At 70.9% G+C, this 13744-nt stretch carries 17 protein-coding genes; 7 read left to right on the plus strand and 10 right to left on the minus strand.

Features of this window, described 5'->3' with window-relative positions:
* Positions 1 to 81 precede the first annotated feature (81 nt).
* Together K1T35_RS28970 and K1T35_RS28975 are read left to right on the plus strand one after the other, a co-directional pair.
* Positions 82 to 1035: an aldo/keto reductase gene (locus tag K1T35_RS28970; protein ID WP_220254967.1), complete on the plus strand. Its 954-nt coding sequence runs from the start codon at positions 82 to 84 to the stop codon at positions 1033 to 1035.
* A gap of 53 nt (positions 1036 to 1088) precedes the next feature.
* On the plus strand, positions 1089 to 1526 hold the full coding sequence (locus K1T35_RS28975; RefSeq protein ID WP_220254968.1) for a nuclear transport factor 2 family protein: 438 nt from the start codon (positions 1089 to 1091) through the stop codon (positions 1524 to 1526).
* A gap of 11 nt (positions 1527 to 1537) precedes the next feature.
* On the opposite strand, the gene K1T35_RS28980 is transcribed toward K1T35_RS28975, so the two are convergent.
* Both K1T35_RS28980 and K1T35_RS28985 read right to left on the minus strand, forming a co-directional pair.
* Positions 1538 to 1951, minus strand: coding sequence for a PPOX class F420-dependent oxidoreductase (locus K1T35_RS28980; RefSeq protein WP_255620856.1), 414 nt, complete (start codon positions 1949 to 1951; stop codon positions 1538 to 1540).
* 69 nt (positions 1952 to 2020) lie between these two features.
* Complete coding sequence (locus tag K1T35_RS28985; protein WP_220254970.1) at positions 2021 to 2536, minus strand: pyridoxamine 5'-phosphate oxidase family protein; 516 nt, start codon at positions 2534 to 2536, stop codon at positions 2021 to 2023.
* 156 nt (positions 2537 to 2692) lie between these two features.
* On the opposite strand from K1T35_RS28985, the gene K1T35_RS28990 reads away from it, so the two are divergent.
* Complete coding sequence (locus K1T35_RS28990; RefSeq protein WP_220254971.1) at positions 2693 to 3589, plus strand: LysR family transcriptional regulator; 897 nt, start codon at positions 2693 to 2695, stop codon at positions 3587 to 3589.
* A gap of 52 nt (positions 3590 to 3641) precedes the next feature.
* Here K1T35_RS28990 and K1T35_RS28995 read toward each other — a convergent pair whose 3' ends face one another.
* Both K1T35_RS28995 and K1T35_RS29000 read right to left on the minus strand, forming a co-directional pair.
* Positions 3642 to 4301: a cation diffusion facilitator family transporter gene (locus K1T35_RS28995; protein WP_220262922.1), complete on the minus strand. Its 660-nt coding sequence runs from the start codon at positions 4299 to 4301 to the stop codon at positions 3642 to 3644.
* 11 nt (positions 4302 to 4312) lie between these two features.
* Entirely contained in the window at positions 4313 to 4669 is a 357-nt protein-coding gene (locus K1T35_RS29000) for a helix-turn-helix transcriptional regulator (protein WP_220262923.1), read from the minus strand.
* A gap of 92 nt (positions 4670 to 4761) precedes the next feature.
* Between K1T35_RS29000 and K1T35_RS29005 the strand changes: the two genes are divergently transcribed.
* Positions 4762 to 5628, plus strand: a complete 867-nt coding sequence (locus tag K1T35_RS29005; RefSeq protein ID WP_220254972.1) for an alpha/beta fold hydrolase — start codon at positions 4762 to 4764, stop codon at positions 5626 to 5628.
* Here K1T35_RS29005 and K1T35_RS29010 read toward each other — a convergent pair.
* Together K1T35_RS29010 and K1T35_RS29015 are read right to left on the minus strand one after the other, a co-directional pair.
* Complete coding sequence (locus K1T35_RS29010; protein WP_220254973.1) at positions 5591 to 6190, minus strand: hypothetical protein; 600 nt, start codon at positions 6188 to 6190, stop codon at positions 5591 to 5593. The genes K1T35_RS29005 and K1T35_RS29010 overlap by 38 nt on opposite strands.
* Before the next feature lie 100 nt (positions 6191 to 6290).
* Positions 6291 to 7058, minus strand: a complete 768-nt coding sequence (locus K1T35_RS29015) for an NAD(P)H-dependent oxidoreductase (RefSeq protein WP_220254974.1) — start codon at positions 7056 to 7058, stop codon at positions 6291 to 6293.
* Between the two features lie 89 nt (positions 7059 to 7147).
* Between K1T35_RS29015 and uppS the strand changes: the two genes are divergently transcribed.
* Both uppS and K1T35_RS29025 read left to right on the plus strand, forming a co-directional pair.
* Positions 7148 to 7918: a polyprenyl diphosphate synthase gene (gene uppS / locus K1T35_RS29020; RefSeq protein ID WP_220254975.1), complete on the plus strand. Its 771-nt coding sequence runs from the start codon at positions 7148 to 7150 to the stop codon at positions 7916 to 7918.
* A 59-nt stretch (positions 7919 to 7977) separates the two neighbouring features.
* Complete coding sequence (locus K1T35_RS29025) at positions 7978 to 8232, plus strand: type B 50S ribosomal protein L31 (protein WP_220254976.1); 255 nt, start codon at positions 7978 to 7980, stop codon at positions 8230 to 8232.
* Positions 8233 to 8309: 77 nt separating this feature from the next.
* Here the strand turns inward: K1T35_RS29025 and K1T35_RS29030 are convergent, their stop codons facing one another.
* Entirely contained in the window at positions 8310 to 9161 is an 852-nt protein-coding gene (locus K1T35_RS29030; protein WP_255620857.1) for a metallophosphoesterase, read from the minus strand.
* 70 nt (positions 9162 to 9231) lie between these two features.
* On the opposite strand from K1T35_RS29030, the gene K1T35_RS29035 reads away from it, so the two are divergent.
* A complete protein-coding gene (locus tag K1T35_RS29035; protein ID WP_220254978.1) occupies positions 9232 to 10554 on the plus strand; it encodes a cytochrome P450 in 1323 nt (440 codons plus the stop codon).
* Positions 10555 to 10619: 65 nt separating this feature from the next.
* Here K1T35_RS29035 and K1T35_RS29040 read toward each other — a convergent pair whose 3' ends face one another.
* Genes K1T35_RS29040 through K1T35_RS29050 form a run of 3 tightly spaced genes read right to left on the minus strand, consistent with a single transcriptional unit; the run spans position 10620 to position 13700 of the window.
* Entirely contained in the window at positions 10620 to 11255 is a 636-nt protein-coding gene (locus tag K1T35_RS29040) for a DUF4097 domain-containing protein (RefSeq protein WP_220254979.1), read from the minus strand.
* Positions 11242 to 12792, minus strand: coding sequence for an ABC transporter permease (locus K1T35_RS29045; RefSeq protein WP_220254980.1), 1551 nt, complete (start codon positions 12790 to 12792; stop codon positions 11242 to 11244). Before K1T35_RS29045 ends, K1T35_RS29040 begins: the two co-directional genes overlap by 14 nt.
* The gene (locus K1T35_RS29050) at positions 12789 to 13700 is read right to left on the minus strand and encodes an ABC transporter ATP-binding protein (RefSeq protein ID WP_220254981.1); all 912 of its coding nucleotides are present in this window, start codon (positions 13698 to 13700) and stop codon (positions 12789 to 12791) included. The genes K1T35_RS29045 and K1T35_RS29050 overlap by 4 nt, the downstream gene beginning before the upstream one ends.
* Positions 13701 to 13744 lie beyond the last annotated feature (44 nt).

Below are 13744 nucleotides of genomic sequence, written 5' to 3' on the forward strand. Positions count from 1 at the left end.
TTCTGATTCGCGCCGGGGCGATCGGTCTCCGTGTTCACGGCGAGCCGCCACGCCCGCAGAACAAAGCAATGGAGGTATGACATGACGAGCAAGACACTGACCGTGCCGGCGGTGGCACTGGGCACGTGGGCCTGGGGAGACAGCGGCGAGGCAGGCGACGGCTACTTCGGCAGCCGGTTGACCGCATCCGGCCTGCGAGGGGTCGTCGAGAAGGCGCAGTCCAACGGGTTCACCACGTGGGACACCGCCGTGGTCTACGGCATGGGCCGCTCCGAGACGGTCCTCGCCCAGGCGCTGAAGGGCTACGACCGCAGCGAGTACCAGCTGTCCACGAAGTTCACCCCGCAGATCGCGGGCGACGGCGACGATCCGGTCGCGGACATGTTGGAGCAGAGCCTCGACCGAATGGGCACGGAGTACGTGGATCTGTACTGGATCCACAACCCTGCCGACGTCGCACGGTGGACGTCCCTGCTGATCCCGCTGCTGAAGAGCGGCAAGATCAGGCATGTCGGCGTCTCGAACCACAACATGGAGGAGATCGCTCTTGCCGATCAGATCCTCGGCGAGGCCGGCTTCCGTGTGGAGGCAGTCCAGAACCACTACAGCCTCCTGTACCGGAGCTCTGAGCGCGCGGGCATTCTCGACCACTGCCGCGAGCACGACGTGCGGTTCTTCTCCTACATGGTCCTCGAACAAGGGGCGCTGACCGGCACGTATGGTCCGGCCCACCCGTTGCCTGAAGGCAGCAGTCGGGCGGCCGCGTACAACGGCATCCTGCCCCGGCTGCAGGCGCTGACCGAGCGGATGGGGGCGATCGGCGAGGACCGAGGCGCGTCCGCCGCCGATGTCGCCACCGCCTGGGCCATCGCCAAGGGGACCACCCCGATCATCGGGGTCACGAAGGCGGGTTACATCGACGGTCTGAGCAGGGCCTGCGGCATCGAGCTCGCCGACGAGGAGATCGCGGAGCTGGAGGCGCTGGCAGATGCTACGGACGTCGACACGCGCGGCGGCTGGGAGCGCGAGATGTAGCTGACCGTGGAACTCGAGCGCGTAGTTCCAAGATTCCGGTGAGAAGGGCAACCATGATGCGAACCCCCGAAGAGACGTTCCGTGCCATTCTCGACGGCGCCTGCCGGCTGCAGAACGGTGACCGCACTCAGGTCGACAAGCTGGCCGAGTTCTACGCCGAAGAAACCGACGTGCGACACCCGATGGCCCCGCTCGGCGACACCCCGCTGCTCAGCCGCGAAGCACTCCGGCAGCACTTCGCCACGGCGGGGCCGGCCGGCTGGGCGGGTTTCCGCGTCGAGGACGTACGCGTCCACCACACTGCCGATCCCGAGGTGGTCATCGGCGAGTTCACTTACCGCGGCGACGCGGGCTGGGCCGCGCCGGGCATAATCGTCTTCCGGATCCGCGACGGGCTGATCGTCGAGTCGCGGGACTACATCGACCACCTCGGGCTCGCTCGTGCCACCAACACGGTCGACGCCCTCTGCGCGCAGCTGACAAAGGCCTAGTGTGGGCGGTCTCAGCCGAGGCTGGATCGGGCGATGACGTTGGTGATGCTGATGTGAACTGCCGTGAAGCCTTCTTGTACGAATGATTGAACGATGCCCTCTGCGGGTTGAGAGGGGTAGTAGCGTTCGGCGATGCCCGCGGCGACGTGTTTGATCTGGTCGGGCTCGGCGGAGGTTCGGGCATGTCCCTCGATGGTCACGAAGCCGTAGGGCTGCCGCTCATCGCTGACGCAGACCGCGATGCGCGGGTCACGGGCCAGGCTCTTTCCTTTGATGCTCCCGGGCGACAGGGCGAAGGCGAGTTCATCGCCGTCGAGGATGAAGCAAACCGGGGTGACATGGGGTCGCCCGTCGGCGCGGGCGAGCGCTACGTGGGCAAGCCTTGTTCCCCCCGCGACGAAGGATCGCCATTCGTTGTCGGTCATCGTTGCCATTGGTACTTTTCCTTTCATTCGATCTTGCGATCAGGACGAACCACGACCGGGAGCGCCGATCTAGGCCGGGAAGCGCCAGCGGGTGGCGCTGAACCCTTCCTCCTTGCCGAATGCGAACACCTGCGCCGGCTCAACCGCGTAGACGTGCCGAGGGTCTTCGAGGGCGGTGTCGGCCGGATCGTAGAATTCGCCATCTCTGACGAACGGGTGCCACCACGGATACTTGGCCGGAAACAGGTCCGCAACTTTCTGCAGCCGGGCCGCGTTCCGAACGAGATGGGCGGTGCCTTCGAGAACCAAGTCGACATCATGACCGGGCACCGTGACCGCGCAGCCGTTGTTCCGCAAAAGGTTGCGAGTCTTGCGGGACTGCCGGAAGGTGACGAAACAGACCGTTCCTTCGAGCCAAACCCCCAGCACCGGCACCACGTGCGGTCGCCCATCCGGGTCGGTGGTTGCGAGCAGGAAGTCCTCCGCCTCGGCCACCCGCGTCCGCACGTCCGCCCAGCTGAGCGCCGTCAGGGGTGTGCCGCGAGGGCTGGACAGTTGCTCGGGGATCGGGTCCGATTCCGTCATGCCCAACCGCGGGCGGGATGGCCGGCCGCCGTGGGCTGCCGCGTCCGGAGGGGGTGTGCCGCAGGTCGTCATGCCGATGACTCTAAGGATCGCCCGTGCATCAAGAAAAGCGATTGCTTCCGATCATAATGATCGCTATTTGCTATGGTGTGAGGCATGGCTGACGTCGAGCTGCGCCACCTGAGAACCATGGCTGCCATCGCAGAGGAAGGGACGTTCGGCCGAGCGGCGGGGCGGCTCGGCTACACGCAATCGTCGGTGAGCCAGCAGATCGCCGCGCTCGAGAAGGCCGTCGGTGGCGCCGTCTTCGACCGACCAGGAGGTCCGAGGCCGGTCCGGATCACGCCCCTCGGCGAGGTGGTACTGGCCCACGGGCGCGATCTGCTCACGAGGGCGGAAGCGCTCGCCGACGCCGTCGATCGCTTCAGGGCGGGTAACGGCCGGATCGACATCGGCACCTTCCAGGCCGTGTCCAAGCTGATCCTGCCGACGGTCGTACGCCGGCTGCTGGACGAGCACCCCGGCTGCGACATCAGGCTGTCCGAGGTGGGACGACCGGAGGATCCGGAGATCGGAGATCTCGACCTGTTGTTCCACTACGGCCGGATCGAAGGCGACGTCGAGCACGTCGAGCTGCTCGACGAGCCGTACCTCCTGGTGGCAGGCGCCAGCGCGTTCCCCGATGGTCCAGTACAGGTGAAGCTGCTCGACGATGCACCGATGGTCGCCTGGCCTCCCACCTATCACCAACGATGGTTGGAGCGGGCGCTCGCCAGCCACGGCGCGCGGCCACGGATCGTGTTTCGAACCGCGGGCCACGAAACGATCTTGTCGATGGTCCGGGCGGGCATAGGCTCGGCGGTGGTGCCGTGGCTCGCCCTCCACGGGTCCGATGCCTGGTCCGACGACATGCTCAGCATCCACCAACTGCGACCGTCGCCCGCCACCACGTGGTACCTGTGCTGGCCGGCCGGACGCACCCAATCGCCGCTCGCGGCCCGGGCCATCGACATCGCCGTCGAAACCGCCAACGAGCTGATCGACCAGATGTGACATCGGACTAGCTGGTCAGATGCTCCGCACAGACCTTCCTACGTTCGCTCGTTCAGCAGCCGTCGGCGCACCCGCAGCCGTGATGGCCGCCGTCCTCGTCGACGTGGACGGGCGGACAGCACGTCTCCCCGCGCAACGCCTGCCGGCCTTCGCGGATCGCCACCGCCGCGAGACCGAGTGCGACGACGGGGTCGGCCCACCACCAGCCCAGCGCGGAGTTGAGCACCAGCCCCAACAGCACCGCCGCGGACAGGTAGGTGCACAGCAGCGTCTGCTTGGAGTCGGCGACGGCGGAGGCCGAGCCCAGCTCGCGACCCGCGCGCCGTTGCGCCCGGGACAGGAACGGCATGACCACCACGCTGATCGCCACCAGCACGATGCCGACGGTGGAGTGCTCGGGAGGGTCGCCGCCGACGAGCGTCCGCACCGCCTCCACGGTGACGTACGCCGCGAGCGCGAAGAACGAGCCCGCGATCACCCGCAGCGCCACCTTCTCCCGGCGTTCCGGGTCGGGGCCCGCGAACTGCCAGGCGACCGCGGCAGCCGAACTGACCTCGATCACGGAGTCGAGCCCGAACCCGATCAGCGCGACCGAGGACGCGATCGTCCCCGCCGTGATCGCCACGACGGCCTCGATGACGTTGTAGGTGATGGTGGCGGCGACGAGCCAGCGGATCCGTCGTCGCAGCATCGCACGGTGATCGGCGGCCATCCCCGCGCTGCTCACGGCACCACGTCCAAGGGCTGAGCGGCGGGCTCGCCGTAGACGGGGCACAGCGCCACCGCGTCCCCGGTCTCCGAGAGCAAGAGCTCCGCGCTACGCAGCAGGTCCATCAGCTCCGGCCGGGTCAGCGAGTAGAACGACTGCCGCCCCTCCGTCCGGTAGTCGATCAACCCGCAGTCCCTCAGGCACGCGAGGTGCTTCGAGACCGTCGACTGCGCCAGGCCGAGCGACCGGGTCAGATCGACCACTCGCGCCTCGCCGTGCGCCAGCCGCCGCACGATCGCCAGCCGCGCCGGTTCGGCCAGCGAGCGGAACAGCGCCACCGCCGGCGTCAGATCTTGCCCACAGCAATCCATCGTCACGAGGCGATGCTATCCCGAACTGGCGATGATCGACCTCGGGGCGTGCCCGCTTGCGTCCCGGGCCGACAGCGCCCATGATCCGCGCGATGGCTGCGGATCACTGGGAACTGCCGAACACCTACCGGAGTGCTTCCGGGCAGGTCCGGTGGAACCGGTTGGGTCCCGCGGGTGCGCCGCCGGTCGTCCTCCTGCACGGCACGCCGTTCTCGTCCTACGTGTGGCGGGACGTGGCCCGCGCCATCGCCAGTCGGCATCGCGTGTACGTCTGGGACATGCCCGGCTACGGGGCGTCGGAGAAGTTCGAGGGCCAGGACGTCTCGCTGGCCGGCGAGGCGGGCGTCTTCGCCGAGCTGCTCGACCGGTGGGAGCTGACCGAGCCGATCGTGATCTCCCACGACTCCGGCGGCGCCATCGCGCTCGGCGCCCACCTGCTCGACGGGGTGCGGTACCGGTCGCTGGCGCTCGTCGACGCCGTCTCGCTGGCACCGTGGGGAAGCGACTTCTCCGCGCTCGTCGGCGAGCACGCGGACGTGTTCGCCCGCCTCCCCGCGGCGGCGCACGAGGCCCTTCTGCGTGAGTACGTCGGTTCGGCGAGCAGCCAGGGACTGCGCCCGGCCACGCTCGAGGATCTCGTCGCGCCCTGGACCGGCTCCGACGGGCAGGCCGCCTTCTACCGCCAGCTCGCCGTCCGCCTCGGCGACCGGAGCTACACCGACGCGATGCGCGACCGGTACGCCACGATCGACGTCCCCGTGACCGTGTGCTGGGGCGAGGACGACACCTGGGTCCCGGTCGAGCGGGGGCGCGAGCTGGCCGCGCTCATCCCGGGCGCGCGGCTGCACGTCATTCCTGGCGCGGGCCACCTCGTCCACGAGGACCGGCCCGCCGAGCTGACTGCCGCGCTACTCGAGTTCCTCAGGCCGGTGGGGTCGCCTTCTCCCCCTTCGGCGTGACCACGAACCACCTGCCGTCGGCACCGTTCTGGCCTGCCGTCGCGAGGGAACCGTCGTCGTCGTGGTGGCGGTAGAGCGGCCACCCGGCGAGCGTCAGCTGGGAGCTGCCGTCCGGCCGCTGCAGCCGCCCGACCAGCTCCTCCTTCACGCCCGCGAGGTCGAGCTCCTGGTCCGGAGGGGCCGTGACCGGGATCCAGGTCTGAGCGCACGCGTCGGTACAGGTGGACGTCGGCGGGGTCACACTGTCGGCGTCCGAGCGGTAGATCAGGTGGCCGGAGCCGTCGGTGAGGATGATCCCGAGCGGGCCGGTCTGCACGGCGTACAGCGTGGGAGCGGGGACCACCGGGGAGCCGGGGTCGCCAGATCCGTGACCGCCGGATCCATGACCGCCGGATCCGTGACCGCCATGGCCGCCGCCGTGACCCTCTGGCGCCGCGGCCGAGGCCGCCGCTTCCGGGGCCGGCGGCTCCGCCGGCGCCGAGGTACCGCACGCGGCCGCGCCGACGATCATCAGGAGCAGGACCGGCGCGGCCAGGAAACGGGACAATGGGGAACGCGTCACGGAGCCCGATCCTGCTTCAACTACGCCGGGGCACCGCCGCGCTGAGGGGCGGCAGTCGCTCGGCGGCATCCGTCGCGCCGTCGGCGGTTGTCCTCACCGGCTACCGGACGTGCACGGCGAAGCCCGTACCGCCTGGCACGAGGTCGGGGCGCAGGACGAGGTTCTCGTCGTAGTCGCCGCTGTCCTCGGCACGGAACGCGATCGGTGCGGCGTCCGGCAACTCGCGCAGCCGTGCACGCAGGCGCTCGGCGACTTCCGCGCAGCACCCGGGCGTCATCCGGTCCGCGCCCGCCACGACGAACGGCGGGAGCGCGGACATCCCGGTGTAGAAGAGCGTGCTGTGGGTCAGCGGGAAGAGCAGGTGGTCGATGTCGCCGTGGACACCGCGAGGGCCGAGGCTCGGCTCCGGCGCGCCCACCGTCACCACGACGAGCGCGCGCTTGCCGCGCATCAGCCCGTCGCCGTAGCGGCGGATCCGCCCGGTGTCCGGGTGCCGCACACCGTAGGCGAACCCCTTGACGAAGACGCGGTCGAACCAGCCCTTGAGGATCGCGGGCATCCCGTTCCACCAGATCGGGAACTGCAGCACGACCGCGTCGGCCCACCGGAGCTTGTCCTGCTCGGCGCGGATGTCCGCGCTGAGCGTCCCGCCGCGGTGGGCTCGCTCGGACGCCGCGGCGACCAGGAGCCGCTCCCCCTCCGCCGCGGCGAAGTCCTCCCGATCGACGACGGGGTTCCAGCCCATCGCGTACAGGTCGGACACGCACACCTCGTGGCCCTGCTCACGCAGCTCCCGCTCGCCGTCGGTGCGCAGCGTCCCGCTCAACGATCGCGGCTCCGGGTGGGCGAAGATCCACAGCACGTTCATGCACCCGATCGTCACCGGCGGGCCGCCGGGTCGTCGACCGGCAGGAATGCCCCATCTCGTCAAGATCCTGCCGCCGGTACGGTCGCCGAATGAGCGTGATCGACGCCATCCGGCGGCTGGACGAACGACGGCTCGAGCGGGTCCTGCGCGGCCGGCCCCGGCCGGAGCACGTCGGCATCGTGATGGACGGCAACCGTCGATGGGCCCGCCAGGTCGGGTTCGACGACCCGCGGATCGGGCACCGCTACGGCTCGGAGCACGTCTCGACGCTGCTTGGCTGGTGCCACGACCTCGACATCCGGCAGGTGACGGTGTTCGTCGCATCCACCGACAACCTCGCGAAGCGGGAGTCGGACGAGGTGGCACACCTCATGCAGCTCGTCGAGGACGTCGTCGCAGAGCAGCTCGCGCGCCCGTCCAGCCCGTGGCGGGTGCACCTCGCGGGCCGGCTCGACATGCTCCCCGACTCCACGCGACACGCGCTCAAGCACGCCGCCGAGGTCACGCGGGAGCGGCCGACGAACGCCGACGTCACGATCGCGATCGCCTACGGCGGCCGCGAGGAGATCGTCGACGCCGTGCGATCGCTGCTCGACGAGGAGGCGCGGGCAGGCACGACCGCGCGCGAGCTCTCCGAGCGGCTCACCGACGCCGACATCGCCGCGCACCTCTACACCGCGGGGCGGGCCGATCCGGATCTGATCATCCGGACGAGTGGCGAGCGGCGGCTGTCCGGGTTCCTCATCTGGCAGTCCACCCGCTCCGAGCTGCACTTCTGCGACAGCTACTGGCCCGGGTTCCGGCGCATCGACCTCCTGCGCGCCCTGCGCGCCTTCGCCGATCGGCGGGCCGGAACATAACGACAATCATTGTCGTTTAGGGTGGAGTTCACGAAGCCGACCCGTTGCAGGAGGCAGCCATGCGCCGCGACATCCACCCCGCCTACGGTCCCGTCGTCTACCAGGACCGGTCCACCGGCCAGGCGTTCCTCACCCGCTCGACGGCGACGTCGGCGGACACGATCGACTGGGAGGACGGCAAGACCTACCCGCTGATCCGCGTGGACATCACCGCGTACTCACACCCGTTCTGGACGGGCGCACAGCGTGTCCTCGACTCGGCAGGGCAGGTGGAGAAGTTCCGCCGCCGCTACGGAGGGCGCAGCCGCGCTTGATCATCCATTTGGTGCGCGGGCGGCCGGATGTGGCCGCCCGCGCACCGGTCCGGCGATCAAGCTCCGATCCGCCGCTGTCACGGCGCGGGCAGGACCTGGCGTGGCAGCAGCTCGGTGACGACGGTGCCGTTGCGCGCGTCGCGGGGCCGCCATTCGCGCGGGTAGCCGAGCGACGCCTCCACGAAGCGCACGCCGTCCTCCCAGGTCACGCGCGGGATGTGCAGGTGCCCGTACACGACGGCGGCAGCGCGGTAGCGGACGTGCCAATCGGCGGTGCGGGTCGTGCCGCACCAGAGCGCGAACTCGGGGTGGCGCAGTACGTCGGTCGGGTGGCGGGTGAGCGGCCAGTGGTTGACGAGCACCGTCGGCAGGTCCGGGTCGCACGCGTCGAGCTTGCGCTCCGACTCCTCGATGCGCGCCGCGCACCAGGCGGCCCGGTCCGGGTACGGGTCCGGCTGCAGCAGGTGCTCGTCGGTGCACACCACGCCGGCCGCGTACGCGGCGGCGAGACCCTCCTCGACCGTCGTGGTGCCGGCCGGGAGGAACGAGTAGTCGTAGAACGCGAAGAGCGGCGCGACGGTGACCGGGCCGCCGGGGCCGTCCCAGATCGGGAACGGGTCCTCAGGGGTGAGCACGTCGAGCTCCCGGCAGGCCTGCACGAGCGCGAGGTAGCGCTGCACGCCGCGCAGCTGCACCGGATCCTTTCCCCGCGTCCACAGCTCGTGGTTGCCGGGCACCCACAGCACGCGGGCGAACCGCTCGCGCAGCAGACCGAGCGCCCACGCGACGTCCGCGACCTCCTCGCCGACGTCACCCGCCACGATCAACCAGTCGTCGGCGCTGGTCGGGCGCAGGGACTCGACGACGGAGCGGTTGTCCGGGTAGCGCACGTGCAGGTCGCTGACGGCCACGAGCCGGGGGTCGGTCACCCCACAGTCGTACCTGACGCTCGGCGCATCGGGTGGCCAGGATCGACTTACCGGCGGTAACTTCGGTCGTATGAACGCGGTTGCAGAGGTGCGGCGGGCGATCCGGTGGGGGCTCCGGCACGGGTTCATCCGGAAGGCGCTGGGGAAGCGCCGCCGGGAGGGCGACATCACCGCCCGTCTCATGCTCGACGCCGCCTTCGTCGCCGATCCGTTCCCGCACTACGCGACGATCCGCGCGCAGGGCCGCTTCGTCGACAACGGGATCGTGCTCAACACCGCACACCACGACCTCGCCACGGCTGTCCTGCGCAGTCCCGACTTCGGTGTCATCGGAGGCCCGAGCGGGCCCGCACCCGCCCCGCTGCGCTATGCCGTGGCCGCCGCAGGCCGCGGACCGCTGGGGCCGGTGGAACCACCGTCGATGCTCTCCACCGACCCGCCGGACCACACGCGCTACCGCAAGCTCGTCACCAGGGCGTTCAGCGCCAAAGCGGTCGCCGCGCTGCGATCGCGCACCGAGGAGATCGCGGCCGAACTGCTCGCCGAGATGGCGGCGAAGGGGGCGGCGGCCGACCTGATCGAGGACTACGCGAGCCTGCTACCGGCCACCGTCATCGCCGAGATGCTCGGCGCCCCAGTCGAGATGCGTCGCCAGTTCCTGCGCTGGGGGGAGGGCGCGGCGCTGTCCCTCGACGCCGGGCTGACCTACTCGCAGTTCCGTCGTTCGGAGCGCGACATCGAGGCGTTGCAGGAGTGGATGCAAGGACACTTCGCGCACCTGCGCCGCCACCCTGGCGACAACATCCTCTCCGCGCTCGTCCACGCCCACGACGACGGGGAGCGGCTCACCGAGGACGAGCTCACCAGCATCGCGATGCTGCTACTCGCCGCCGGGTTCGAGACCACGGTGAACCTCATCGGCAACGGCGTCGGCCTCCTCACCGCCCACCCCGACCAGCTGGCCCTGCTGCGCGCCGAGCCGCAGCACTGGCCCCGTGCGGTCGACGAAGTGCTGCGCGTCGACTCCCCCGTCCAGCGCACGGGTCGTGTCGCGCACCGGGAGACGGTGGTCGCAGGCGATCGAGTTCGGGCGGGACAGTTCGTGGTGCTGATGCTGGGCGGCGCCAACCGCGACCCGGCCGTCTTCGCCGACCCCGACCGGTTCGACGTCACGCGCCCGAACGCGGGCGAACACCTCGCCTTCTCCAGCGGGCCGCACTTCTGCCTCGGCGCCGCGCTCGCACGGATGGAGGGAGAGGTCGGCCTGCGGGCGCTCTTCGACCGGTTCCCCGACCTCACCATCTCCGGCCCGCCCCGCCGCCGTCCCACCCGGGTGCTGCGCGGCTACGCGACGATGCCGGTGCGCCTCTCCCCCGCCACGGTCGGAGCCTGAGGAGGCTGTTCGGTCCCGAGGTACAGCTCGGCGATCGCGGGATCCCGCGTGGATCCCCGAGCCGGTCACCCCTGCCTGACGGTGACGTCACCACTGCCGGAGACGGCGCTGATCGGCGGGCCCGCGGGATCCACCGGGACGTCGACGGTGGCCTCGCCGTCCTGCGACTTCGCGGTCACCGCGTAGCCGCCTCCTCCCGGGGCGACGATCACGGTGATGTCACCGTCGTCGGAGCTCAGCTCGAGACCACCGCGGGTGTCCTCGACGGTCAGGTCACCGTTGCGGCTCCCCGCCCGGACCGTCGTGCCGTAGGGCACGGTGATCTCGTAGCCGGCCTGGCAGGTCGGGGTGCCGATGGCCAAGTCCTCCGGGCACTGCGCAGCGACGGTCAGGGTGTCGCCGGACTGCTCGATGCGCTCCCCCGGCCGGTCGCCGTCGGTGTACTCCACGGCTCGGCGCACCTCGACATCGCGCCGGTCGGCTCCGGTGACGCGGGCGGTGATGGCCGCTGATGTGCTGCCGACCTGCCATGCCCCGGCATCCTCGATGTCGAGGACGACGGTGGCGACGCCGCCGCGGTAGGTGTCGGTGCGCGGCGGCTCCGCCGTTGCGGTGGTCGCGACCCGGCAGCCGGTGAGCGCCATGGCCGTGCTCAGCGCGGCGGCCGCCAGCGCGAGTGTGCGGATGTCAGCGGCGCGCATGGCGAACCTCCTGGTTGACGATGGTCAGGGTGATGAGGGCCGCGGCGGCGGCGAGTACGAAGGTCGGGTGGGGTCCGGCGAGCTCGCCTGCCTGGCCGCGGACCGCGCCCATGAAGTCGACGGCCGGCACGCCGTTGGCGACGGCGTACCAGAGCATCAGGTAGACCAGCTGGAAGAGCCGGGAGCTGCGGCTGATCGAGCCGAGCAGGAGAGCGAGCGCCGGGATGAACGCGGCACCGCCCGCCCATGCCGCGACGCCCGCGAGGTCACTCTCCAGCAGCATCCGCAGCAGTGGCCCGATCCCGGCGAGCGCGGCGATCGCCGTGCCGGCGGCCCACTCCGCGAGCAGCCGCCGCCTCGCCGCGGCGCCTGCGCCCGTGAGCAGGTGGACGTCGTGCTCGTACCGATGGGCGCCGAGGCGCGACCACACCAGTACCGGCCACACCCAGGTGAGCAGCAGCGTCAGGTGGGATCCGCCGGTCGCCGGGACGTCCAGAGCGACGACGGTCAGCGCCAGCAGTCCCAGCCACCACCAGCGCGGCAGTCCCTTCAGGAGCACGCGCAGCTCGCCCGCGCACAGCGCGACCAGTGGGCGGCCGAGCGCGACCGGGGTCAGCGGCCGCGCGGTCGCGGTGAACGCCGGTGCACCGACCGGGTCCGCGGCCTCCGTGGGCGTCGGCCGGGCGGTCGGCTCGCGTTTCCCTGCAGTGTCGAACCTCGTGAACCACAGCGCCGGGACCACCGCGGCCAGCGCGGTGGCGAGGAGGAGGCCGAGCTGTTGGGCGACCAGTCCCACGCCGACGTCCCACCCCGACCAGTGGAACAGGCCCAGTCCACCCTCCTCGCTGGTCAGGCCGATCGAGATCTCCGCGTCGACGCCCGGATGCTGGGCGAGCAGGTCGGCTTGCATGCTGGCGCCGATGGCGTCCAGGCCCGTCGTGCCCACCCCGGCGAGGAACAGGAGCAGGTAGCCGAAGAACCAGACCACGTTGCCCGCCCCGCCCCGCAGCGGCCGAACCGACTCGAAGACCAGCGCCGATGCCGCGGCCACCCCCAGGAACGGGAGGCACAGCAGCGGGAACGGCAGCCACAGCGCCACCAGGTCGACCCCGTCGGACTCGCCGCGCAGCAGGAGCATCCCGAGCCCGGTCAGCGCCAACACCCCGGCCATGGCCGCCAGCACCATGAGATTGCTGAGGTACTTCCCCAGCAGGTAGCCGGCCCGGCTCAGCGGCGTGGCCGCCAGTACCTGGCCGACCCCGGTCGCGGCGTCCCTCGCGATCGTGTTCTTGACCGCGTAGAAGCCGCACAGCGAGAGCCACAGACCGGCGACCATCGCCAGCATCACGCCGAGGTAACCGCTGTCGTACGCGCCGCGGAACTCGCCGATCTTGACCATCGTGTAGCCGGTCGACGGGGGCGGGGCGGCCAGGTAGCCAAGGCCCGCCGCCGCGAGCAGCATCACCACGAACGCTGGCCGTCGCGCGCGGTCCCGGAAGTCCGCCATGGCGATCGCGCAGAGGACAGGGGCCCTCACGTGACCGCCCTCCACATCGGGCTCGCCTGCGGGTGCGGGGCGGCGGCGACGTGCACGGCGTGCAGGTAGGCGTCCTCCAGGTCCGGACGCACCGGAATCGCGCCTGCCATCGGCACGGCCGGGGCGAGCACCCGTGCACGGATGCCGTCGGCGGCGCGCGCCACCCGGCTGACCAGGTGACGCGCGCGCAGCTCGGCGAGCCCGTCCGCGGGGAGGCAGGCTTCCCACACCATCCCGTCGACGGCCCGCAGCAGCGCCTCCGGTGAGCCGCGGGTCCGCAGCCGCCCGCCCACGAGGACCGCGATGTCATCCGCGACCGCCTCCACGTCCGACACGATGTGGGTGGACAGGATCACGATCCGATCCGCCGCCAGCGCGCCGAGCAGGTTGCGGAACCGCATCCGCTCCTCGGGATCCAGCCCGACGGTCGGCTCGTCCACGATCAGCACCGCCGGGTCGTTCAGCAGCGCCTGGGCGATCCCGACCCGCTGACGCATCCCGCCGGAGTACTTCCCGAGGGGCCGCCGGCTCGCCTCGGTGAGGTTGACCAGCTCCAGCAGCTCGTCGACGCGCGCCGTCGCGGTCCGGCCGGTGAGCCCCTTGACGGCGGCCAGGTAGCTCAGGAACTCACGGGCGGTGAGGTTGGGGTAGACGCCGAAGTCCTGCGGGAGGTAGCCGAGCCTGCGCCGCAGGCCGCCGGGCCGGGCCACGATGTCGGTCCCGTCCCAGGTGACCTGGCCTTCGGTGGGGCGCGTGATCGTGGCGAGGATGCGCATCAGAGACGACTTCCCGGCGCCGTTGGGGCCGAGCAGGCCGAGGATGCCGGGGCCGATGCGCATGCTCACGCCGGCAACGGCCTGCTTGCCTCCCCGGTAGGTCTTGGTGACGTTGCTGAGCTCCAGCTGCATGGGACACAGGGGATCGCGCGGCGGGCCGCGTGGTCACTACGACC

It is taken from the genome of Pseudonocardia sp. DSM 110487 (genome assembly GCF_019468565.1).
Taxonomy (GTDB): Bacteria; Actinomycetota; Actinomycetes; order Mycobacteriales; family Pseudonocardiaceae; genus Pseudonocardia.

What these genes read in the sequence shown, in the direction of transcription:
- K1T35_RS28970 (WP_220254967.1), top strand. Translation starts at nt 82, where the DNA reads ATGACGAGCAAGACACTGACCGTGCCGGCGGTGGCACTGGGCACGTGG.
- K1T35_RS28975 (WP_220254968.1), top strand. Translation starts at nt 1,089, where the DNA reads ATGATGCGAACCCCCGAAGAGACGTTCCGTGCCATTCTCGACGGCGCC.
- K1T35_RS28980 (WP_255620856.1), bottom strand. Translation starts at nt 1,951, where the DNA reads ATGACCGACAACGAATGGCGATCCTTCGTCGCGGGGGGAACAAGGCTT.
- K1T35_RS28985 (WP_220254970.1), bottom strand. Translation starts at nt 2,536, where the DNA reads ATGACGGAATCGGACCCGATCCCCGAGCAACTGTCCAGCCCTCGCGGC.
- K1T35_RS28990 (WP_220254971.1), top strand. Translation starts at nt 2,693, where the DNA reads ATGGCTGACGTCGAGCTGCGCCACCTGAGAACCATGGCTGCCATCGCA.
- K1T35_RS28995 (WP_220262922.1), bottom strand. Translation starts at nt 4,301, where the DNA reads ATGGCCGCCGATCACCGTGCGATGCTGCGACGACGGATCCGCTGGCTC.
- K1T35_RS29000 (WP_220262923.1), bottom strand. Translation starts at nt 4,669, where the DNA reads ATGGATTGCTGTGGGCAAGATCTGACGCCGGCGGTGGCGCTGTTCCGC.
- K1T35_RS29005 (WP_220254972.1), top strand. Translation starts at nt 4,762, where the DNA reads ATGGCTGCGGATCACTGGGAACTGCCGAACACCTACCGGAGTGCTTCC.
- K1T35_RS29015 (WP_220254974.1), bottom strand. Translation starts at nt 7,058, where the DNA reads ATGAACGTGCTGTGGATCTTCGCCCACCCGGAGCCGCGATCGTTGAGC.
- uppS (WP_220254975.1), top strand. Translation starts at nt 7,148, where the DNA reads ATGAGCGTGATCGACGCCATCCGGCGGCTGGACGAACGACGGCTCGAG.
- K1T35_RS29025 (WP_220254976.1), top strand. Translation starts at nt 7,978, where the DNA reads ATGCGCCGCGACATCCACCCCGCCTACGGTCCCGTCGTCTACCAGGAC.
- K1T35_RS29035 (WP_220254978.1), top strand. Translation starts at nt 9,232, where the DNA reads ATGAACGCGGTTGCAGAGGTGCGGCGGGCGATCCGGTGGGGGCTCCGG.
- K1T35_RS29040 (WP_220254979.1), bottom strand. Translation starts at nt 11,255, where the DNA reads ATGCGCGCCGCTGACATCCGCACACTCGCGCTGGCGGCCGCCGCGCTG.
- K1T35_RS29050 (WP_220254981.1), bottom strand. Translation starts at nt 13,700, where the DNA reads ATGCAGCTGGAGCTCAGCAACGTCACCAAGACCTACCGGGGAGGCAAG.